Origin of the sequence: Burkholderia sp. E168m15, assembly GCF_016586105.1 — a bacterium.
Lineage (GTDB): Bacteria > Pseudomonadota > Gammaproteobacteria > Burkholderiales > Burkholderiaceae > Burkholderia > Burkholderia orbicola.
Window position 1 is genome coordinate 14,145 of record NZ_BCPO01000087.1, and the last position, 21,547, is coordinate 35,691.

The 21,547-nt window shown below is 69.1% G+C and carries 22 protein-coding genes; 13 read left to right on the forward strand and 9 right to left on the reverse strand.

The window, feature by feature from the left end; genetic code table 11:
- Entirely contained in the window at positions 1-759 is a 759-nt protein-coding gene (locus tag JMF86_RS14775; protein WP_077177883.1) for a (2Fe-2S)-binding protein, read from the reverse strand.
- A 555-nt stretch (positions 760-1,314) separates the two neighbouring features.
- Between JMF86_RS14775 and JMF86_RS14780 the strand changes: the two genes are divergently transcribed.
- On the forward strand, positions 1,315-1,599 hold the full coding sequence (locus JMF86_RS14780; RefSeq protein WP_027809422.1) for a hypothetical protein: 285 nt from the start codon (positions 1,315-1,317) through the stop codon (positions 1,597-1,599).
- 263 nt (positions 1,600-1,862) lie between these two features.
- Here JMF86_RS14780 and JMF86_RS14785 read toward each other — a convergent pair whose 3' ends face one another.
- Entirely contained in the window at positions 1,863-2,486 is a 624-nt protein-coding gene (locus JMF86_RS14785; RefSeq protein ID WP_012329348.1) for an alpha/beta hydrolase, read from the reverse strand.
- A gap of 335 nt (positions 2,487-2,821) precedes the next feature.
- Between JMF86_RS14785 and JMF86_RS14790 the strand changes: the two genes are divergently transcribed.
- Genes JMF86_RS14790 through JMF86_RS14805 form a run of 4 tightly spaced genes read left to right on the forward strand, consistent with a single transcriptional unit; the run spans position 2,822 to position 5,461 of the window.
- A complete protein-coding gene (locus JMF86_RS14790; protein WP_054928116.1) occupies positions 2,822-3,763 on the forward strand; it encodes a glyoxylate/hydroxypyruvate reductase A in 942 nt (313 codons plus the stop codon).
- 29 nt (positions 3,764-3,792) lie between these two features.
- The gene (locus tag JMF86_RS14795; RefSeq protein ID WP_012329350.1) at positions 3,793-4,725 is read left to right on the forward strand and encodes a hydroxymethylglutaryl-CoA lyase; all 933 of its coding nucleotides are present in this window, start codon (positions 3,793-3,795) and stop codon (positions 4,723-4,725) included.
- Between the two features lie 26 nt (positions 4,726-4,751).
- A complete protein-coding gene (locus JMF86_RS14800) occupies positions 4,752-5,258 on the forward strand; it encodes a YbaK/EbsC family protein (RefSeq protein ID WP_012329351.1) in 507 nt (168 codons plus the stop codon).
- Positions 5,255-5,461: a DUF1289 domain-containing protein gene (locus JMF86_RS14805; protein ID WP_006477621.1), complete on the forward strand. Its 207-nt coding sequence runs from the start codon at positions 5,255-5,257 to the stop codon at positions 5,459-5,461. Before JMF86_RS14800 ends, JMF86_RS14805 begins: the two co-directional genes overlap by 4 nt.
- A 243-nt stretch (positions 5,462-5,704) precedes the next feature.
- Here the strand turns inward: JMF86_RS14805 and JMF86_RS14810 are convergent, their stop codons facing one another.
- Positions 5,705-6,607 carry a DMT family transporter gene (locus JMF86_RS14810; protein WP_054928117.1) on the reverse strand — a complete coding sequence of 301 codons (903 nt, stop codon included), beginning with the start codon at positions 6,605-6,607 and terminating at the stop codon, positions 5,705-5,707.
- Between the two features lie 112 nt (positions 6,608-6,719).
- On the opposite strand from JMF86_RS14810, the gene JMF86_RS14815 reads away from it, so the two are divergent.
- Complete coding sequence (locus JMF86_RS14815) at positions 6,720-7,211, forward strand: Lrp/AsnC family transcriptional regulator (protein WP_006477619.1); 492 nt, start codon at positions 6,720-6,722, stop codon at positions 7,209-7,211.
- Between the two features lie 64 nt (positions 7,212-7,275).
- On the opposite strand, the gene JMF86_RS14820 is transcribed toward JMF86_RS14815, so the two are convergent.
- Complete coding sequence (locus tag JMF86_RS14820; protein ID WP_054928118.1) at positions 7,276-8,172, reverse strand: alpha/beta fold hydrolase; 897 nt, start codon at positions 8,170-8,172, stop codon at positions 7,276-7,278.
- 249 nt (positions 8,173-8,421) lie between these two features.
- On the opposite strand from JMF86_RS14820, the gene JMF86_RS14825 reads away from it, so the two are divergent.
- Positions 8,422-9,381 carry a nitronate monooxygenase family protein gene (locus JMF86_RS14825; RefSeq protein WP_011546368.1) on the forward strand — a complete coding sequence of 320 codons (960 nt, stop codon included), beginning with the start codon at positions 8,422-8,424 and terminating at the stop codon, positions 9,379-9,381.
- A 126-nt stretch (positions 9,382-9,507) separates the two neighbouring features.
- On the opposite strand, the gene JMF86_RS14830 is transcribed toward JMF86_RS14825, so the two are convergent.
- From JMF86_RS14830 to JMF86_RS14840, 3 genes are all read right to left on the reverse strand, one after another.
- The gene (locus tag JMF86_RS14830; protein WP_006477616.1) at positions 9,508-10,470 is read right to left on the reverse strand and encodes a LysR family transcriptional regulator; all 963 of its coding nucleotides are present in this window, start codon (positions 10,468-10,470) and stop codon (positions 9,508-9,510) included.
- 195 nt (positions 10,471-10,665) lie between these two features.
- Positions 10,666-11,742, reverse strand: a complete 1,077-nt coding sequence (locus tag JMF86_RS14835) for a porin (RefSeq protein WP_011546370.1) — start codon at positions 11,740-11,742, stop codon at positions 10,666-10,668.
- A gap of 345 nt (positions 11,743-12,087) precedes the next feature.
- Entirely contained in the window at positions 12,088-12,579 is a 492-nt protein-coding gene (locus JMF86_RS14840) for a hypothetical protein (RefSeq protein WP_054928119.1), read from the reverse strand.
- Between the two features lie 346 nt (positions 12,580-12,925).
- On the opposite strand from JMF86_RS14840, the gene JMF86_RS14845 reads away from it, so the two are divergent.
- The 6 genes from JMF86_RS14845 to JMF86_RS14870 all read left to right on the forward strand — a co-directional run bounded on the left by JMF86_RS14845 (position 12,926) and on the right by JMF86_RS14870 (position 19,974).
- Positions 12,926-13,957 carry a bile acid:sodium symporter family protein gene (locus JMF86_RS14845; RefSeq protein ID WP_054928120.1) on the forward strand — a complete coding sequence of 344 codons (1,032 nt, stop codon included), beginning with the start codon at positions 12,926-12,928 and terminating at the stop codon, positions 13,955-13,957.
- Between the two features lie 244 nt (positions 13,958-14,201).
- Complete coding sequence (locus tag JMF86_RS14850; protein WP_201317031.1) at positions 14,202-16,043, forward strand: phosphodiesterase; 1,842 nt, start codon at positions 14,202-14,204, stop codon at positions 16,041-16,043.
- A gap of 384 nt (positions 16,044-16,427) precedes the next feature.
- Positions 16,428-17,447: a LacI family DNA-binding transcriptional regulator gene (locus JMF86_RS14855; protein WP_012329358.1), complete on the forward strand. Its 1,020-nt coding sequence runs from the start codon at positions 16,428-16,430 to the stop codon at positions 17,445-17,447.
- Entirely contained in the window at positions 17,444-18,724 is a 1,281-nt protein-coding gene (locus tag JMF86_RS14860; protein WP_011694428.1) for an AGE family epimerase/isomerase, read from the forward strand. The genes JMF86_RS14855 and JMF86_RS14860 overlap by 4 nt, the downstream gene beginning before the upstream one ends.
- Positions 18,721-19,629, forward strand: a complete 909-nt coding sequence (locus JMF86_RS14865; protein ID WP_054928121.1) for a carbohydrate kinase — start codon at positions 18,721-18,723, stop codon at positions 19,627-19,629. The genes JMF86_RS14860 and JMF86_RS14865 overlap by 4 nt, the downstream gene beginning before the upstream one ends.
- Before the next feature lie 123 nt (positions 19,630-19,752).
- Entirely contained in the window at positions 19,753-19,974 is a 222-nt protein-coding gene (locus tag JMF86_RS14870) for a hypothetical protein (RefSeq protein ID WP_006484657.1), read from the forward strand.
- Positions 19,975-20,023: 49 nt separating this feature from the next.
- Here the strand turns inward: JMF86_RS14870 and JMF86_RS14875 are convergent, their stop codons facing one another.
- Together JMF86_RS14875 and JMF86_RS14880 are read right to left on the reverse strand one after the other, a co-directional pair.
- On the reverse strand, positions 20,024-20,218 hold the full coding sequence (locus JMF86_RS14875) for a DUF2905 domain-containing protein (protein ID WP_011546377.1): 195 nt from the start codon (positions 20,216-20,218) through the stop codon (positions 20,024-20,026).
- A 32-nt stretch (positions 20,219-20,250) separates the two neighbouring features.
- Complete coding sequence (locus JMF86_RS14880) at positions 20,251-21,441, reverse strand: class I SAM-dependent methyltransferase (RefSeq protein WP_011546378.1); 1,191 nt, start codon at positions 21,439-21,441, stop codon at positions 20,251-20,253.
- Between the last annotated feature and the right edge of the window lie 106 nt (positions 21,442-21,547).

Genomic DNA, 21,547 nt, shown 5'->3' on the forward strand with positions numbered 1-21,547 from the left:
CTAGCCGTGCGCCGCATGCGCGGCGCGCACGGCGGCGACGATGTTCGGGTACGCGCCGCAGCGGCACAGGTTGCCGCTCATGCGCTCGCGGATCTCGTCGTCCGACAGGTGCTCGGGACGGCGCCGCACGTCGTCGGTAGCCGCGCTCCCCGCGCCCGCCGCGAACTCGTCGAGCAGCGCGGTCGCCGAGCAGAGCTGACCGGACGTGCAGTAGCCGCACTGGAACGCATCGCATTCGACGAATGCGCGCTGCACCGGGCTCAGCTCGCCGCCGCGCGCCAGCCCTTCGACGGTCGTGATCCGCGCGCCTTCGTGCATCACCGCGAGCGTCAGGCAGGCGTTGATGCGCCGCCCGTCGACGAGCACCGTGCACGCGCCGCACTGCCCGCGATCGCAGCCCTTCTTCGTGCCCGTGAGTCCCGCGTATTCGCGCAGCGCGTCGAGCAGCGTGACGCGCGGTTCCAGCTGCAGCGTGTACGCGCGCCCGTTGATGTCGAGACGCACAGGCTGCGCCGGCACCGTATCGCGGCGGGGCGCAGCCGGCGTGGACGCCGCGTACGGGGGCTGCGAATGAACGTGCGATGCTGCGCTGACGGTCGCGGCAGCCGCCGCGGACTGCAGGAAGCGGCGCCGCGCGGCGCTGGACGGCGTATCGTGCGACAGCAGCGGCGCCCCCGCTGAATGGCTGGTCCCGAGCGGCGACGCGGCGGCATCGCGCGCCGGTTCGGCAGACGGAGAATCGGATCGATCGCTGGACATGACTTCTGCTCGCTCCATGGTGGATGGACGCGGATGTGCCGCCCGTGCCTGAATGGCAGCACGGTCGGCACGCGCATCGGCAAAGAGCAATTCGGGTGCCGCGAAATTGTGGGGACAGCGTACCGGTGCAGTGCCGGCCGCCTGTGCGTGGCGCATACCCAGCGGCAGCGGGCCGCGTTGGTGGTGATAGCGCCTTCATGACGCCACGCTGGCGCGCGGCTGGCCGTTCGCTGACGAAGCGGCAATAACGCCCGATTTTTGGGCGTGACGGGCCGGCCAACGGTCGCAAGTTGCCGGGCGCATGTGTGCCATCGCGCGCATGGCGCCCGCCTAGTCGCGGCCGGGTCGCGGCGTGGCGCGCCGTGTAAATGTGCGCAGCATCCGCGTCTGCTGGAAAATTCCGCCATGCGTGCCGGCGGATCGCCGCGACGGCCTTCGGTCAGCCTGACGAAAACCTGGCGCGATCACGCCCCGAACGCAGACGATTCACCGAAACGTCGCATCGCGGCGGCATACTCGAAAACGTTTCCCGATCAGCCTGCCAGGAGAGAAGTCATGCGTCGCGTTTCCGTCGCCGTCGTTCTGTGTGCCGCCGTGTTCGTTGCTGCCTGCAGCGACGACGCACCGCACGACGCCAACGCGACCGACGCCGCGCCGCAGGCCGGCGCCTCGAGCGGCGCCGCCAGCGCGTTCAACAGCGACGCCACCGCGAATACCGCCGCGTCCGATGCCGCGCCGCTCGCGCCGCCCGTCGTGCACTACCCGCCCGATGACGACGACGATGCGAAGCCCGCCGCGAATGCAGCCGCCTCCAGCACGGCCGCGTCGTCGCCGGGCTGATTCCGTCGCCACCTGATAGAAGTCGGTACCGCTCAGGGAGAGCGGCGGGCGCTCACGTCGAGCCAGCGCTGGCATGACGTAACGGTCGGCGACGGCATGAACGGCACGGTGTCGCGCCGCCTCACGGGCGATGCCGAGCCGGCCGGCCAAGGGATTCGGACCCGGCCGCCGTCAGGCCCGTGCGCGCGCCACAAGCGCCGCAAGCGCGACGGCGCGCGATGCCGCGACCACCGCCGCGCGGCAGGCGCCGCGCAACCCGCCCGTCAGACCGCGTGCGCGAGCGCGCGATCGACGAGCGCGGCCTCGAAGCCGTCGTCCGCGTCGCGAAAGCGCAGCGGCGCCGCACAATGCACCAGCGTGTCGATGAAATATTTCGCGCGCGGCCACGGCCCGAAGCCGGCCGCCGTGTTGATGTGCCCGGCGTCGCCGAGGTTCACGAATGCGCTGCCCAGGCGCTGCGCGAGCGCGCGCGCATCGGCGAGCGGCATCCACGGATCGGTCTCGCTGCCGATCACGATCGACGGCACCGCGAGCCGGCGCGCGTCGAACGGCCCGGCAAAGGTGAATTTCTTCGGGCTGGCCGGCGCGACGAACAGCACGCCCGCGACGTCGCCCACATGCGGCCACTGCGCGAGCGCATGCGCGGCCGCGAGGCAGCCGAAGCTGTGCGCGGCGAGCACGAACGGGCCGCGCTCGCGATCGAGCAGCGCGCGCACCGATTGCGCCCAGCCCGCGAGATCGGGCGCGTCCCAGTCGTGCTGCTCGACGCGCAACGAGCGCGGGAACTGCCGCTCGAGCCAGGTCTGCCAGTGGGCGCCTTCGCTGCCGTGCAGGCCCGGAACGGTGACGAGCCGCGGCGGCCACGCCGATTTGCTGCATGCGCGCATGATTGCCCTCGCTTGCTTGAAGACGAGGTTCGATTGTGGCGTCGGGCACGCGGCGACCGAACCAATATTTTGTGCTTTGCTTTTGCTCGGCCGACGGCCCGGCGACCGTGCGAAACGCGGCCCGGGTCGAACGCTCGGCCCGCACGACGGCGCAATGCGCGGCGAAACCGTAGAATGTGGGCTTCCCGTCAGCTTCACACGGAACCGTCCCCGCGCCGACGCGCCGGGCCGGTCGTCAGGAGTCGCCCGATGTCCGCTACGTCCGCCGGCGCGCCGCGCCCGGCTCTACTCGTCGTTCCCGCGACGCACCTCGCCGGCGCGCGCGCCGTCACGCAATGAAGATCCTGTTCCATTCACCGCATCAGGACGCCGGCGCATGGCGCGACGAGATCGCGCGTGCGCTGCCGGAAGCCGAACTGCGCGCCTGGCAGCCAGGCGATACGGCCGCCGCCGACTACGCGCTCGTGTGGCGCCCGCCGCGCGAGTTGTTCGCGCCGCGCGACGGCCTGCGCGCGATCTTCAACCTCGGCGCGGGCGTCGATGCGCTGCTCGCGCTCGAGCACGCGCATCCGGGCACGCTGCCCGCGCACGTGCCGCTGGTGCGGCTCGAAGATTCCGGCATGGCGCAGCAGATGGTCGAATACGTGACGCACGCGGTGCTGCGCTACCTGCGCCGTTTCGACGAATACGACCTGCAACAGCGCGAACGCCGCTGGCAGCCGCTCGAACCGCATGCGCGCGCGAGCTTCACCGTCGCCGTCCTCGGCCTCGGCGTGCTCGGTGCGGCAGTCGCCCGCGCGCTCGCCGCGCTCGGCCTGCCGGTGCGCGGCTACAGCCGCAGCGCGAAGCAGCTCGACGGCGTCGCGACCTTCGCCGGCGACGGCGCATTCGACGCGTGCATCGACGGCGCGAAGGTGCTCGTCAACCTGCTGCCGAGCACGCGCGACACCGACGGCATCCTGTCGGCGCGCGCGTTCGCGCGGCTCGCGCCCGGCGCGTACGTCGTCAACGTCGCGCGCGGCGCGCATCTCGTCGAAGCCGACCTGCTCGACGCACTTGCAAGCGGCCAGGTCGCCGCGACCACGCTCGACGTGTTCCAGCACGAACCGCTGCCGGACGACCATCCGTTCTGGCGCGCGCCGCGCATCACGATCACGCCGCACAGCTCGGCCGAGACGCTGCGCGCGGAAGCCGTCGAACAGATCGCCGGCAAGATCCGCGCGTTCGAGCGCGGCACGCCCGTCAGCGGCATCGTCGACTACGCGCGCGGCTACTGAATTCCGCCTACACAAAACCGGAGACAACCATGACGTTCCCCACCGCCGTCAAGATCGTCGAAGTCGGCCCGCGCGACGGGCTGCAGAACGAGAAGACCTTCGTACCGACCGACGTGAAGATCGCGCTCGTCGACCGGCTGTCGCGCGCCGGCTTCCGCAACGTCGAGGCCGCGTCGTTCGTCTCGCCGAAATGGGTGCCGCAGATGGCCGACGGCGCCGACGTGATGGCCGGCATCGAGCGCCGCGCGGGCACCGTGTACTCGGTGCTCACGCCGAACCTGAAGGGCTTCGAGAATGCGGTCGCGGCACGGGCCGACGAAGTCGTGATCTTCGGCGCGGCGAGCGAGGCGTTCTCGCAGCGGAACATCAACTGCAGCATCGCCGAGAGCATCGCGCGCTTCGAGCCGGTCGCGAAGGCCGCGAAGGACGCGGGCCTGCGGCTGCGCGGCAGCGTGTCGTGCACGCTCGGCTGCCCGTACCAGGGCGAGGTGCCGGTCGCGTCGGTCGTCGACGTCGTCGAACGGTTCGCCGCGCTCGGCTGCGACGAGATCGACATCGCCGACACGATCGGCGTCGGCACGCCGAAGCGCACGCGCGAAGTGCTCGCGGCCGTCACGCGCGTGTTCCCGCGCGAACGCCTGTCGGGCCACTTCCACGACACCTACGGCCAGGCGCTCGCGAACATCTACGCGGCGCTGTTCGAAGGGATCGAGATCTTCCACGCGTCGGTCGCGGGCCTCGGCGGCTGCCCGTACGCGAAGGGCGCGACCGGCAACGTCGCGACCGAGGACGTGCTGTACCTGATGCAGGGCCTCGGCATCGAGACCGGCATCGATCTCGCGCAGGTCGTCGCCGCCGGTGATTTCATCTCGAACGCGATCGGCCGCGCAAACGTGTCGCGCGCCGGTCGTGCACTGCTTGCCAAGGCGCAGAGCGCGGCCGACGCCGCGAACTGCGTCTGATCATCTCGTTCCACGGATTCCCCGACATGACGACACCCGCTTCATTCGATTCCCTCCCCGATTCCGCGCGACGCGTCGCGCTGCTGCTGCGCGAGCGCGGCCATGCGAAAGGCATCGTGATGCTCGCCGAAACCGGCAAGACGTCGGCCGAGGCCGCGGCCGGGCTCGGCTGCTCGGTCGCGCAGATCGCGAAGTCGATCCTGTTTCGCCGGCAGGCCGACGGCGCGCCCGTGCTGGTGATCGCGAGCGGCGTCAATCGCGTGGATGAAAGGAAGGTCGCCGAACGGGTCGGCCCGGTCGGCCGCGCGGACGCGAAATTCGTGCGCGACAACACCGGCTATGCGATCGGCGGCGTCTGTCCGATCGGCCATCTGGTCGAACCGGTCACGCTGATCGACGCCGACCTGCTCGCGCTCGACAGCCTGTGGGCCGCCGCCGGCCATCCGCACGCGGTGTTCAACCTGTCGCCGCACGAGCTCGTGTCGCTGACGGGCGCGCCGGTCGCGGACGTCGCGTTGCGGGAGTCCGCATGAGCGACGTGACGATGCCGGTCGCCACGGTCGCGTCGCCGTGCACCGACGTCTGCCGGATCGATCCGCGCACCGACTGGTGCGCGGGCTGCCTGCGCACGCGCGGCGAGATCAAGGGATGGCGTGAGTCGGACGACGACGCGAGGCGCGCGCTGCTCGCGCGGCTCGACGCGCGGCGGCGCCTGATCGCGGGCAGCGAGACATAAAAAAAAGCCGTTCAGCCTCACGGGCGAACGGCATCGAGATCGGAATCCTGTGAACGTGATCAACGTCACAGCCCGCATCATACGAGCGACGCGACCGCATCGCATCGGGTGTTTCCCTACAACTTCTTACAGCGCTTTTCACGGCTGCGCGCGACGTCATTTCGTGCGCAACCGTCGTTCCCGATACGCGCCCTCGACGGGCCGCCACGTCACCGTGCAACGGCGCCGAATCGTCTGACCGTTTCAGTTGCCGACCGCCGCGCGACGCGTGGGCACGATGCGCCAGCCGAGGTTCATGCCAGCCGCCGCGAGCAGGATCAGCAATGCGCCGAACACCTGCGTCCACGCGAGCGTCTGCCCGAACGCGACGCGATCGACGACGATCGCGACGACCGGATAGACGAACGACAGCGCACCCGTCATCGCGGTCGGCAGCTTCTGGATCGCGCCGTACAGCAGCACGTACATCAGCCCCGTGTTGACGATGCCGAGCACGATCAGGTCGAGCCATTGCCCGGCCGTCGCCGGCAACGTGTCGAAGTGCGCGAACGGTGCGAGCAGCAGGATGCCGAGGCCGACCTGCAGCAGTGCGAGCAGATGCGGCGGCGTGCCCTTCAGGTGCTTCGTGATGATCGACGAGATCGCATACAGGAATGCCGCGCCGAGCGACAGCGCGACGCCTTCCAGATATTCGCCGGGCACCGCGAGCACGGCCGGCTCGACGCGCACCACGAACACCAGCCCGGCGAACGCGAGCGCGAGCCACGCGAGCGTCGACGCGGTGATCCGCTCGCGGAACACGATGGCCCCGAGCGCGACGAGCATGAACGGCTGGGTGTTGTAGACGGCGGTCGCCATCGAGATCGACGCGCGCGAATAGGCGGCGAACAGCAGCAGCCAGTTCGCGACGATCGCGAGGCTGCCGAGCGTCACGAGCGCGAGCATCCGCGGCGAGAACAGCGAGCGGCGCAGGAAGCCGAACGCCGCGCAGACGATCGCGAGCGTCGCGGCGCCGAATATGCAGCGGAAGAACACGACATTGGTCAGCGGCTGCTGCGACGACATCACGAGCCAGCCGATCGTGCCGGACATCAGCATCGCGACGATCATCTCGGCGGCGCCGCGGCGAATTTCATTCGAGGCCATCATGAACTCCGTTGAAAAGCGGGGATGAGTTCGATTCTAGAAACTTGCTTTCGCCACAACCATGACTAAACTGAAGTGAATCCGCCAATTCACCTTCGAAAGCAAAGCGATCATGCCAAAACGCCTTTCCCCGCCCGCCGTCACGTCGCTCGACGCGACCGACCGCGCGATCGTCGCCGCGCTGGCCGACGACGCGCGCCTCGCGACCAGCGAACTCGCCCGGCAGATCGGACTGTCGGCGCCCGCGACCGCCGACCGCGTGCGGCGGCTCGAGGCGCAAGGCGTGATCGCCGCATTCACCGTCGAGCTCGATCCGCGCGCGCTCGGCTACACGCTGCAGGCGATCGTCCGCGTGAAGCCGCTGCCGGGCCAGTTGCATCTGGTCGAGGAGTTGCTGCGGCGGATTCCCGAGTTCGTCGAATGCGACAAGGTCACCGGCGACGACTGCTTCATCTGCCGGCTCTACCTGCGCACGATCGAGCATCTCGACGACATCCTGTCGAAGGTGACGGAGCGCGCGGAGACGAGCACCGCGATCGTGAAATCGACGCCCGTGCCGCGCCGCCTGCCGCCGCTCGTCGAGGACGACCACGCACACCGCTGAGCCGCGACGGCAAGCGTACATCCCTGAGCCGCGGGCGGCACGCGCCGCCCGCGCGCCCGCACCGTCATGCCGCCGCGTCGCGCGCCTCGAAGAACGCGAGCAGTTCGTCGATCAGCGCGGCGGGCGCCTCTTCCGGAATGTAGTGCCCGCAATCGAGCGCACGGCCGCTGACGTCGCGCGCGACGCGCCGCCATTCGTCGAGCGGATCGAAGCAGCGGCCGACGACGCCGTGCTCGCCCCACAGCACGCGCAGCGGGCACGCGACCTTGTTGCCGCGTTCGAGATCCGCACGGTCGTGCTCGAGATCGATCGTCGCGGACGCGCGGTAGTCCTCGCACATCGCATGCACGGCGCCCGGCTGCGCGAGCGCCGCCCGGTACGCGTCGAGCGCCTCGGGCGCGAACGGCGCCAGCCCGGCCGAGCGGTTGCCCATCACGCGCTCGATGTACGCATCGGTCTGCGCGCCCACCAGCGTCTCGGGCAGCGGCTCGGGCTGGATCAGGAAGAACCAGTGGAAATACGCGGTCGCGAACGCGCGATCGGTTTTCTCGTACATCGCGAGCGTCGGCGCGATGTCGAGCAGCATCATCCGCTCGACGGCGTCCGCGTGGTCGAGCGCGAGCCGGTGCGCGACCCGCGCGCCGCGATCGTGCGCACACACGTGGAACTGCTCGAAGCCGAAATGCCGCATCACGGCGACCTGGTCCGCCGCCATCGCCCGTTTCGAATACGGCGTGTGCCGCGCGTCGCTCGGCGGCCGGCCCGATGCGCCGTAGCCGCGCAGGTCGGTGGCGATCACCGTGAAGTGATTCGCGAGCGTCGCCGCAACGCGATGCCAGATCATGTGGGTCTGCGGATGGCCGTGCAGCAACAGCAGCGGCGGACCCGTGCCTCCTTTGACACCGAAAATGTCGGTGTCCTGCACCGTCACGCGAAACGGTGCAAACGCCTCAAACGACATGGTTTGTTTCTCGTTGGTTTGTTATGGCGGCTATTTTAGGAGCGACGACGCGTCTTCACAGCGGGCCAAGCACCCGAAACCGTAGAAAGAGAACACTCACTCGATTGCCGGCACACCGCGCAGTTTGTTAAGCTCGCGTAGAATCGCACGACCGTTCGTATTAATATGAACGAACGCGTTCCGCCGCTACACTCAATACACTCGAATCACCGTCCGACCGCAACGCCCCCCGGAGACTGGAGACATCACATGGCATTGCCCACCGTCCTGCAGAACCTGACGCTCCCCGTCATCGCGTCGCCGATGTTCATCGTCAGCTACCCCGAACTCGTGCTCGCGCAATGCAAGGCGGGCATCGTCGGTTCGTTCCCCGCGCTCAACGCGCGCCCGGCCGAACTGCTCGACGCGTGGCTCACGCAGATCCAGTCGGAACTCGCCGACCACAAGGCAAAACATCCCGATGCGGTGATCGGCCCGATCGCGGTCAACCAGATCGTCCACCAGTCGAACGCGCGGCTCGAACACGACGTGCGCGTGTGCGTCGAGCACAAGGTGCCGATCTTCATCACGAGCCTGCGCGCACCGGCGCGCGAGATCGTCGACGCGGTGCACAGCTACGGCGGCATCGTGCTGCACGACGTGATCAACCTGCGGCACGCGCAGAAGGCGCTCGAAGCGGGCGTCGACGGGCTGATCCTCGTCGCGGCCGGCGCCGGCGGCCACGCGGGCACGACGTCGCCGTTCGCGCTGGTCGGCGAAGTCCGCAAGATCTTCGACGGCCCGATCGTGCTGTCCGGCTCGATCGCGAACGGCGGCTCGATCCTCGCCGCGCAGGCGATGGGCGCCGACTTCGCGTACATGGGCACGCGTTTCATCGCGACGCAGGAAGCGCACGCGATCGACGACTACAAGCACGCGATCCTGAACGCGAAATCGTCGGACATCATCTACACGAACCTCTTCACCGGCGTGCACGGCAACTACATCCGCGAGAGCATCGAGAAGGCCGGCCTCGATCCGGACGCGCTGCCGGAATCCGACAAGACCAAGATGAATTTCGGCAGCGACAAGACCAAGGCGTGGAAGGACATCTGGGGTGCCGGCCAGGGCGTCGGCCTGATGGACGACCTGCCGAGCGTAGGTACGCTCGTCGAGCGGCTCAAGCGCGAGTACGACGACGCGAAGGCGCGGCTCGGCATCCCGCGCTGACGGAGGCGGCGCCCGGCGCGGTCGCCATCGACGCGAGATCGTCGAACCAAACGAAAAAGCGCGAACCGTTGCGGTTCGCGCTTTTTTATTGCCCCGCCGCGGCAGCGGACGGGCCGACGATGCGGCTCAGACCGCGCGCTTCATCCGCGTGATCGGCAGCACGCGCAGCCGCGATTCGATCGACGGGCACAGCGACTGCCCTTCGAAACGCGCGGCCAGGAAATCGACGAACGAGCGCACCTTCGCGGACACGTGGCGACGGCTCGCATACACCGCATAGATCGGCGCCTCGTGCGGCGGCACGGAATCGAGCAACACCGGCACGAGCCGGCCCGATTCGATGTCGTCGCCGACCACTTCGGTGCCGAGCAGCGCGATGCCCGCGCCGGCGAGCACGGCCGCGCGCAGCCCTTCGAGATGGTTCACGATCAGGTTGCCGTTCAGGCTCACGCGCGACGCGGCGGCCGCGTCGATCACGAGCGAGTCGAGCATCGTCGAATTCGAATCGCGCCGCAGGTAGTTGTGGTTCGCGAGATCGGCGATCGTCTGCGGCGTGCCGTGTTTCTCGAGATACTCGGGCGACGCGACCAGCAGGATGTGCGCGGTCGCGATCTGCCGCGCGACCAGCGACGACGATTTCAATCCGTTCGGCGCCGCGCGCACCGCGACGTCGTAGCCTTCCTCGATCAGGTCGACCACGCGATCGGACAGCGTCATGTCGACGGTCACGTCCGGGAACCGGCCCGCGTAATCGGTGACGGCCTGCATCACGTGCCGCAGCCCGAACGCGGACAGCGACGTCACGCGCAACCGCCCCTGCGGCACCACGCTCGCGGCGCCGACGGCCTGGCCGGCTTCGTCGAGTTCGGACAGCGCCTGCACGAGGCGCTCATAGTATTCGCGTCCCGCCTCGGTCGGCGCGACGCGTCGTGTCGTGCGATGCAGCAGCCGCGCGCCGAGCTGCTGCTCGAGGTGCATCACGTGCTTGCTCGCCATCGCCGCCGACATCTGCATGCGCTCCGCCGCGCCGACGAAGCTGCCCACTTCGACGACGTAGCGAAACACATTCATGCTGACGAGGGTATCCATCGAACTAGCTCGCAATCCCGGGGGAATCAACCAATTACGAGATAGGGTAACAAAGGCGAGGAAACAGAAAGGTCAAGAAAGGCAAAACGGCGCCGCGGGTGACGGCGCCGTTTTGGGTAGCAATGACGGGCGGAAAACATGCAGCCGAAACACGCGATTGACGCGCGCGTCCGGCGCACCGATCGCGCGTGCGCGTCAGAACTTCGCGCGGATGCCTGCGCCGAACGTGTTGCCGGTCGACAGGCCGCTGATGTGGTCGTTCATGTAGGCCGCGTAGACGTCGGTGCGCTTGGACAGCGGATAGTCGTAGCCGACGGCCCACGTCTGGCGCGTCTGGTCGAGGCCGCCCGCGTCGCGCGAATACGCATACGACGCCATCGCGTTGCCCACGCCGATCGGCACCGACACGCCGCCCTGCGCGGTGTTGACGTGCCAGCTGCCCGCGACCTGGTCGTTCTTCGTATACATGTACTGGCCGAACAGCTTCACGAGCTTCAGGTCGTAGGTCGCGCCGACCAGCGCGATGCCCTGGCTCTTCATGCCGGTCACGAGCGCGCTCAGGTCCTGCGGGCCGTTGTTGAAGTTCACGTACTGATACACGGCGGTCGCCGCGAACGGGCCGTTCGCGTAGTTGAACTGCGCGCTCCACTTCTTCGAACGGTTGTCGCCGGCCTGGTTGCCGAGTGCGTACATCGCGCCGAAATTCAGGCCACCGAACGAAGGCGACGTATAACCCACCGCGTTGTTCCAGCCCGAATCGCCGACCGCGCCCTGGTCGCTCGGATAGGTCGGGAACGTGCCGAGGCCGAGGAACACGTGATACACCATCGGCGAGAAGGTGTACGAGTCGTAGAACGGGTTGAACAGGATCGTCGACAGGAACAGGTGCGTCGTCAGGCGGCCCGCCGTCACCGTGCCGTACGGCGAGCTGATGCCGACGTACGCGTTGCGCGCGAAGAACGTGTCGCCCTGGAAGCGGCCGTACTGGCCGTTCTGCGCACGGAAGAAGCTCTCCAGCGTGAAGATCGCCTTGTAGCCGTCGCCGAGATCCTCTGCGCCGTGCAGGCCCCAGTACGACGTCGACATGCCGCCGCCCGACACGTTCCACGCACGATCGCCGCCGGGGAACTTGGTGGCGCCGACCCATTCGTCAACCTGCCCGTAGAGCGAGACGCTCGATTGCGCATGGACGGGTGCGGCGGCCGCCACGCAGGCGGCCGCGGCGATCAGCTTGACGGACGTGCGCGACGCACGGCGAGCGAATGCTTTCATGGGATCTCCAGGTTTTGTCGGATAGTCGATAAGTGGCGCGAGCGTTGTTGTTTGGAGCCGAGTGCTTGCGTCGTATGGGGCGCAGCCATCTTTACGGATCATTCGTCCGGTCAAAATTGCGCACACTTATTGCGGGTATAGCGCCGGCATTAACTTCGCGGAATGTATCCATGGCCGGATGCACCGCGGCGGCCCGGCGCGAGCGCGGTCGCGCGGGCGGGCGGCGGCGTGGCATACGCGTGCCGGGCGCGAAAGATAGCGCAATGCGGGGGGAAAATCAGCGGAAATCTGCGCGCGACTGTGGCGAATTCGCATCAGCCGGCAGGGAGACGAGCGCCGAGGCGCTCAGTTTCGGTAGAACGGGGAGAAAGAAGGTGAGTGTGCAGGCTCTTCCTGCGAGCGGGGCGGCGGCATCGGGCGACCGCCGCGCTCCTCGTTGTAGCGGGCGACGTCGGCGCGGATCGAACCGGCCCGCAGCGGGACGTTGCCGCCGCCCGGCGGGCGCGGCATCTGGCGGACTTCGGCGCTGATCGGCCGATACGGGCTTTGCGCGGCGTAATGGCCGTACGACGGCGTCGGGCGCAGCCCCCAGCGGGAGCCCGAGCCGTTCACGCCGCCGGGACGCACGCCGGCAGGCGGCGCAGCGCGGCGCCAGATGGGACCCGCGCCGGGGCCGCCGGCCTGCTGGCCGTACGCGCGCATGTCGCCGCCGCCGAAGCCGTGCCCCCCGAACCCGTGACCGCCATGGGGCGGCTGGGCGAGCGCAAGCGGCATCAGCAGCGCGCCGAGCACGCCTGCCACCCATCGTCCGATCTTCCGTTTCACCCGTTCCGTCATCGTTCCGTGCCCATCGACGCCCGCCGTCGGTTCCTTTCGGCCGACCCAAGGCTTTCAGCAGTAATTTATGGGTGGGGGGAAAGAGTGTCGAGCCAAAAAGTGTTATGTCGCCGGCATCGGTGTAACACCATGTTACTGCTAGGTTTTTTCGCTTCGGCGGGCGGTCGCGACAGAACATTCTTCTGCCGTTTCGAGTGCGGCCGGGCAACTGTGGTAGCCGCCATCTCATGCAATCGGTTCATCAATCGATTCGCACAATGAATTTGTGTAGTGAATCGCCAACCGGGACAATAACGCCATCCGCGCGCGCGACGCGCACCTTCGCCATTTTCGAATCGAGTTCCCGATGGCCCGTCCCCGTTTTCTGCCCGACAACTTCACGCTCGCGCTCGTCGGCACCGTCGTGCTCGCGAGCCTGCTGCCCTGCCGCGGCCCGGCCGCCCATGCGTTCAACTGGGCGACCAACCTCGCCGTCGGCCTGCTGTTCTTCCTGCACGGCGCCAAACTGTCGCGCGAAGCCGTCGTTGCCGGCGCGACGCACTGGCGGCTGCACGCGGTCGTGCTGCTCAGCACGTTCGCGCTGTTTCCGCTGCTCGGCCTCGCGCTGAAACCCGTGCTGCAGCCGCTCGTCACGCCGACGCTGTATGCGGGCGTGCTGTTCCTGTGCACGCTGCCGTCGACGGTCCAGTCGTCGATCGCGTTCACGTCGATCGCCAAGGGCAACGTGCCGGCCGCCGTGTGCGCGGCCTCCGCGTCGAGCCTGCTCGGGATCTTCGTCACGCCGGCGCTCGTCGGGCTGATGATCACGTCGCAGTCGGCCGCCGCGGCGTCGCCGTGGAGCACCGTCGGCAGCATCGTGATGCAGCTGCTCGTGCCGTTCATCGCCGGCCAGCTGCTGCGGCCCGTGATCGGCGGCTGGATCGACCGCAATCGCGGCGTGCTGCGCTTCGTCGACCAGGGCTCGATCCTGCTGGTCGTCTACGTCGCGTTCAGCGAGGCCGTCAACGAAGGGCTGTGGCACCAGATTCCGCCGCGCGCGCTCGGCGGCCTGCTGGTCGTCAACCTCGTGCTGCTCGCGATCGCGCTGCTGCTGACCGCGTTCGTCAGCAAGCGGCTCGGCTTCAACCGCGCGGACCAGATCACGATCATCTTCTGCGGCTCGAAGAAGAGCCTCGCGGCCGGCGTGCCGATGGCGAAGGTGATCTTCTCGGCGAACGCGGTCGGCGCGATCGTGCTGCCGCTGATGCTGTTCCACCAGATCCAGCTGATGGCGTGCGCGGCGCTCGCGCAGCGCTGGGGCGCACGCGACACGAGCGGCGAGCACGACGAGGGCGACACGGCAGCCGCGTCGGGTGCGCTGAGCACGGGCAAGCGCTGACGCGTCGGGGGGCAGGAGGGCCGCCGGTGGCGGCCTTCCGCCTTCCGCCTCCCGCCTCCCGCCTTCCGCACCCGGCCCTCCGCCTTTCACACGCAGCCTCCCGTCCGCCCCCTTCGCACCATGCGCCCGCGCGGGCCCGGCGCGATGCACCGGCAACGCCCCCTCGTGTCACGAAATCTTCATTCAACTCTCCGCGAGCGGTGCCGTTAAGCCGGGCGTCCCGTCGATTCGGCTGCCCTCGCCCATGCCCGCGCTCCCTTCCGATTCCGCTGTCGCCCGCACTACGCGCCTGATCGCGGAACGCGCGCTCGCCGCCGTGTTCCAGCCGATCGTCGACCTCGGATCGGGGACGGTCATCGGTTACGAAGGGCTGATCCGCGGCCCGCGCGGCACCGACCTCGAGCCGCCGGCCGCGCTGTTCGCGCAGGCCGCGCGCGACGGCGAAACCATCGCGCTCGAACGGGCCGCCGCGCTCACCTGCCTCGACGCGTTCGCGGCGCTCGGCTGCGACGGCAAGTTGTTCCTCAATTTCAGCGCGGGCACCATCCTCACGCTCGCCAGCGAACGCGAGCGCGCACGTCAATTCCTCGGCCGCGCGCGGATCGGCGCGGAGCGCATCGTGATCGAGCTCACCGAGCAGAACGCGATTCCCGATCTCGCGGACATCGGGCCGGCGGTCGCATCGTTGCGCGACGCCGGCATCCAGTTCGCGCTCGACGACTACGGCACCGCGAACGCCAGCATGAACCTGTGGCTGCGCCTGCATCCGGACGTCGTGAAGATCGACCGCTTCTTCATCCACGACATCGCGCGCGATCCGCTCAAGTTCGAAGCCGTGAAGGCGATGCAGCACTTCGCGCAGGCGAGCGGCGCGAAGCTGATCGCGGAAGGCATCGAGAACGAATGCGACCTGATCGTCGTGCGCGACATGGGCATCTGCTGCGTGCAGGGCTTCCTGCTCGGCCGGCCGAACGCGCAGCCGTCGCGGGTGGTCGCGCCGGCCGCGCGCGACGCGATCCGCGCGCCGCACATCGCGGTGTTTCCCGGCGTGACGCGCGCGGTGCGGCCGGCCGGCACGATCGCCGGGAAGATGCTCGTGCCCGCCCCGGCGCTGCCGCGCGACGCGACCAGCAACGACGTGCTCGAGCTGTTCAACCGGATGCCCGACCTGCACGCGGTCGCGCTCGTGGAACGCGGGCGGCCGGTCGCGCTCGTGAATCGGCGCGGCTTCATCGACCGCTTCGCGCTGCCGTATCACCGCGAGGTGTTCGGCAAGAAACCGTGCCTTCAGTTCGCGAACGACGCGCCGCTGATGATCGACAACGCGACCACCTTCGAGCAGCTCGCGATGCTGCTCGCGAGCCACGACCAGCGCTATCTCGCCGACGGCTTCGTGATCACCGAGCACGGCCGCTATGTCGGGCTCGGCACCGGCGAGAGCCTGGTACGCGCGGTGACCGAGATGCGCATCGAGGCCGCGCGCTACGCGAATCCGCTGACCTTCCTGCCCGGCAACATCCCGATCAGCGCGCACATCGACCGCCTGCTCCAGCGCGACGCCGGCTTTCACGCGTGCTACGTCGACCTGAACCAGTTCAAGCCGTTCAACGACCAGTACGGCTACTGGCAGGGCGACGAAGTGCTGAAGTTCGCCGCGACGGTGCTGGCCGGCGTGTGCGATCCGCAACGCGACTTTCTCGGCCACGTCGGCGGCGACGATTTCCTCGTGCTGTTCCAGCGCGACGACTGGCGCGAGCGCGCCGCCGACGCGATCGCGCGCTTCAACGACGGCGCGCAACTCTTCTACACGCAGGTCGACCGGCAGGCGGGCGGGCTGCGCGGCGAGGACCGCCGCGGCAATCCGGCGTTCTTCGGCTTCGTGACGATGGCGATCGGCGCGGTCGGCGTGCCGGCCGGCGCGCACGGCGCGAAACGCTACGGCAGCGACGAGATCGCGTCGGTCGCGGCGCTCGCGAAGCGGCGGGCGAAGCAGCAGCCGGACGGGCTCGCGGTGGTCGATCTCGATGCCGGCCGCGCCGCGCTGCGCGATCGCGGCGAACCGCCGGCCGTGGCGGTGGCGGGCTGAACGGCGCGCAGTCGCCGGGGATGCACGGACACGGAAGCACCTGCGCATCGTGCGACGGGGCCGATGCGAGGCGGCGCAAGGTTCGGCCGTTGCGCAACGGCACGTCGTCGTCACGCGCGCAGGCCAAGGGCGCCGCGCCCTCATGCTCGCCCCTGCCCCGCAGCCGCGCTGTTGCCCTTTTCCAGCGGCACCATCCGCCGCCAGACACCCGCACCCCCACCTTGCCTTTTTCGCGTTTTGTTTAGTATTTTTAGTAACAGCGTTTTCGCAGATTAGCGCTTAAAAACCCGTTATTCGCGGGTATTCCCCGGTTATCCGGCCCGAATTCCGCCATCCGTTTTACTATACAATCGCTTTCAACCTAAACAAACCGGACCCCGAACGATGGGTACGACCATTCGCGATGTGGCGCGGGCAGCAGAGGTCTCGATCGGCACCGTCTCCCGCGCGCTGAAAAACCAGCCCGGCCTGTCCGAAACCACGCGTGCGCGCATCGTCGGGATCGCCCAGCAGCTCGGCTACGATCCCGCCCAGCTGCGGCCGCGCATCCGCCGGCTCACCTTCCTGCTGCACCGCCAGCACAACCGCTTTCCCGCGAGCCCGTTCTTCTCGCACGTGCTGCACGGCGTCGAGGACGCGTGCCGCGAACGCGGCATCGTGCCGACGCTGCTCACGGTCGGCCCGAACGACGACGTGCTGCGCCAGATGCGCCCGCACGCGCCCGACGCGATCGCGGTCGCCGGCTTCATCGAGCCCGAGACGATCGAGGCGCTCGCCGCCACCGGCCGGCCGCTCGTGCTGATCGACCTGTGGGCGCCCGGGCTGCGCTCGGTCAACATCGACAACGCGACGGGCGCGGCGCTCGCGATGCGCCATCTGCTCGCCACCGGCCGTTCGCGGATCGCCTTCATCGGCGGCTCGGCCGCGCACTACAGCATCGCGCAGCGCGCGATCGGCTACCGGCGCGCGTTCTTCGAAGCCGGGCGGCTGTTCGATCCCGCGTACGAAGTGACGATCGACGCGGGGCTCGACCCGGACACGGGCGCCGCGCGTGCGATGGAGCAACTGCTCGACGCGCCCGGCCCGCGGCCCGAAGCCGTGTTCGCATATAACGACGCGGCCGCGCTGGCCGCGCAGCGCGTGTGCATCGCGCGCGGCCTGCGGATTCCGGACGACATCGCGATCGTCGGCTTCGACGACATCCCGGCCGCCGCGCACGCGAACCCGCCGCTCACGACGCTCGCGGTCGACAAGGAAGCGCTCGGCCGCCGCGGCGTCGAGCTGCTGCTCGCCGACGCGCCCGAGCGCACCGAGATTTCCCTGCCCGTCGAGCTGATCGTGCGGGCCAGCAGCCAGCCCGCCGGCTCCCCGGCACTCGATACCGTAACGGCCACCGAATCATGAACATGCCCCCGGTCCAACCCTGCACGGCCGCGCCGGCCGCCCACACGCCCGCCGTACCGTTCGTCGCGAGCTTCCGCGATCCGTCGTTCCTGCTGTCGCACATCGAAGACACGCTGCGCTTCTATGCGACCAACGCATTCGACCCGACCGGCGGCTTCTACCATTACTTCCGCGACGACGGCAGCATCTACAACCGCACGTCGCGCCACCTCGTCAGCACCTGCCGGTTCGTCTTCAACTACGCGATGGCGTACCGCCACTTCGGCGATCCGCGCCACCTGGACTACGCGCGCCACGGGCTGCGCTTCCTGCGCGACGCGCACTGGGACGACGCGCTGCAGGGCTACGACTGGGAACTCGACTGGCGCGACGGCGGCAAGCGCGCGACGCTCGACGGCACGCGCCACTGCTACGGGCTCGCGTTCGTGCTGCTCGCGGCCGCGCACGCGACGATGGCCGGCATCGACGAAGCGCGCCCGCTGATCGCGGCCACCTACGAGCTCGCCGAGCATCGCTTCTGGGATGCGGCCGCGGGCCTGTATGCGGACGACGCGACGCCGAACTGGATCGTGTCGTCGTATCGCGGCCAGAACGCGAACATGCACATGACGGAAGCGCTGCTCGCCGCCTACGAGGCGACCGGCCACCTCACGTACCTCGATCGCGCGGAAAAACTCGCCTCGCACATCACGCAGCGCCAGGCCGCGCTGTCGGGCGGCCTCGTGTGGGAGCACTACCATGCGGACTGGTCGGTCGACTGGGACTACAACAAGGAAGACAGCTCGAACATCTTCCGGCCGTGGGGCTTCCAGCCCGGGCACCAGACCGAATGGGCGAAGCTGCTGCTGATCCTCGAGCGGCACCGCCCGCTCGACTGGCTCGCGCCGCGCGCGGCCGAGCTGTTCGACGCGGCGCTCACGCACGCGTGGGACGCCGATCACGGCGGCCTCTGCTACGGCTTCGGCCCCGACTTCACGATCTGCGACCACAACAAGTATTTCTGGGTGCAGGCGGAAACCTTCGCGGCGGCCGCGATGCTCGGCGCGCGCACCGGCAGCGAACGCTTCTGGGACTGGTATGACGAGATCTGGCGCTACAGCTGGGCGCATTTCGTCGATCACCGCTACGGTGCGTGGTACCGGATCCTCACCTGCGACAACCGCAAGTACAGCGACGAGAAGAGCCCGGCCGGCAAGACCGACTATCACACGATGGGCGCCTGCTACGACGTGCTCGCGACCCTCGCGCGCACGCAACGCAGCGAGCCGACGCAATGAGCGGCGGCACGTTTCCGGCTTTCGTGTCGGCGGGCGACATCCTGACCGACATGGTGCGCGCGGGCGACGCGCAGTGGACGTCGGTGCCGGGCGGCGCCGGCTGGAACGTCGCGCGCGCGGTCGCCCGGCTCGGCGTGCCGAGCGCGCTCGCCGGCTCGATCGGCGAAGACTGCTTCTCCGACGTGCTGTGGCACACGAGCGAAGCGGCCGGCCTCGACCTGCGCTTCCTGCAACGGGTCGCGCGGCCGCCGCTGCTCGCGATCGTCCACGAGACGCGCCCGCCCGCGTACTTCTTCATCGGCGAAGCGAGCGCCGATCTCGCGTTCGACCCGGCGCGGCTGCCGGCCGGCTGGACCGAGCACGTGCAATGGGCGCATTTCGGCTGCATCAGCCTCGTGCGCGAACCGCTCGCGGGCACGCTGGCCGCGCTCGCGGCCGATTTGCACGCGCGCGGCGTGAAGATCAGCTTCGATCCGAACGTGCGGAACCTGATGACGGCCGCGTACCGGCCGACGCTGGAGAAGATGGCCGCCCTCGCCGACCTGATCAAGGTGTCCGACGAAGACCTGCGGCACCTGTTCGGCGGCGACGGCCCCGACGCGATCGCGGCCGTGCGCGCGCTGAACCCGCGGGCGGCGGTGCTCGTCACGCGCGGCGCGCAGACGGCGACGCTCTACGCGGACGGCGACGTGCACGAAGCCAGCCCGCCGCGCGTGGAGGTGGCCGACACCGTCGGCGCGGGCGACGCGTCGATCGGCGGCCTGCTGTTCAGCCTGATGGCCGCGCCGCAGCGCGGCTGGCGCGAGCATCTCGCGTTCGCGGTGGCGGCCGGCGCCGCCGCGTGCCGGCATACGGGCGCGCACGCGCCGACGCTCGACGAGGTCGTCGCGCTGCTCGAAGGATGAACGGACGTTGAAGGAACGACGCAGGCAATACGGTGGCCGATCGCCGATCGGTCACCGATAAGCGGCGCTGTACATGTTGCGCCGCAGTGCTACGATGAAGTGTCCTTTTCGCGGGAGAGCACGATGGACACGAACACGTTCACCAAAGGCATCTACACGGCCAAGGCGCATACGCACCGCGCGGACAACGGCGAATTTCAGGGCTACGTGATCCTCGCGCGGGACGACGGCGACGAGACGGAGAACATGCGCTACGACGTTCACACGACGAGTTCGAGCGAGGAAGAAGCGTTCGAGGAAGCGAAGGCGCTTGCGCACCGGATCCTCGGCGAAATCGAGCTGTAACGCGCGAACTGTCATGCGCGCGCCGCGGCCCGGCCGCGCCGTGTTCGGCTCAGAGCAGCCGCGCCACCATCGAGACCAGCATCGTCAGCACCAGCGTCGACATGAACGGGAACGGGTAGCGCCGCCCGCCGAGCGTCAGCGTGACGTCGCCCGGCATCCGCCCGATGCCGAGCTTGCCGAGCCAAGGCCAGCAGCGCGTCAGGATCATCACCGCGATGAACGTCGTCAATAGCCAGCGGAGCATGTGCGTTCCATATGGAAACAGGCCCTGGCCCGTCAGAGCGCGTGCGAGCGGTCGCCGCGCGCGAACGCGTCGAGCGTGCCGTCGATCCCGCGCGAAAACGCGATCACCTTGAACAGCTCGCCCATTTCGGCTTCCGAGATCAGCTTCTGCACCGCGTTCGCGGCCGGCAGGAACGCGCGGACGTCGGACGGATCGATCGCGGCCAGCGCGTCGGTGATGCCCGCATTCAACAGAAAGCGCGCCTGCGACGTGTAGCCGAGCAAGTCGACGCCGGTGGCGACCGCCGCCTCATAGATGCCGGTGAATTCGACGTGCGCGGTGAGGTCCTGCAGGCCCGGGTAGACGAACGGATCGTCGTGCGCGTGGTGACGGTAGTGGCACATCAGCGTGCCGCGGTCGCGCTGCGGATGGTAGTACTCGTGCGCGGGAAAACCGTAGTCGATGAGCAGCACCGCGCCGCGGCCGAGCATCGTGCAGACGGTGCGCGTGAACGCGAGCGCGGCCTCGTGCGTTTCGGTCACGTAGCCGTCGCCGACGTCCAGCGGCGCGAGCACCGCCGGCAGGCCGGCCGCGCCGACCGGCCGGTCGTCGAACACGAACGCGTGCCGCGCGTCGAGCGCGACGCCGCGCTCGCGCCAGGCGCCATCCGCCTTCGCGAAGAGGCGCACCGGCATCGCGTCGAGCACCTCGTTGCCGACCACGACGCCGTCGAACCGCTCGGGCAGCGCGTCGAGCCAGCGCACCTTCGCGGCCAGCGCCGGCACCGCGGCTTCGATCGTGTCGCGCTGCCGTTCGCGCAACTCGCCGGACAGGTCGACGATCAGGTATTCGTCGAGTTCGGCGCCGAGCGCGTCGAGCGCCGCGAGCAGCCCGGCCGCGAGCTTGCCGGTGCCGGCGCCGAACTCCATCACGCGGCGCGTGCCGCTCGCCGCGAGCGCCTCGGCCACCGGTTGCGCGAGCGTCTGCGCGAACAGCGGCGACAGCTCGGGCGCGGTGACGAAGTCACTGCCGTCGTCGGCGCGGCGACCGAACTTGCGCGCGCCGCCGCTGTAATAGCCGAGGCCCGGCGCATACAGCGCGCGTTCCATGAAGCGGTCGAACGACAGCCAGCCACCGGCCGCCGCGATCTCGTCGCGCAGTTGCGCGGCGAGGGTTTCGGACTGCGCGAGCGCGTCAGGGCCGGGAGCAGGTAAACTAGCGGGTTCGTGAGCTTTCGGGTTCATCCCGGCATTGTAAATGACCGTTTCAGCCGATACGTCGACCCCACGCGTGGTGCTCGTCACGGGCGCCCTGGGCAGCGCGGCCGACGCCGCGTCGATCGGCCGTGCG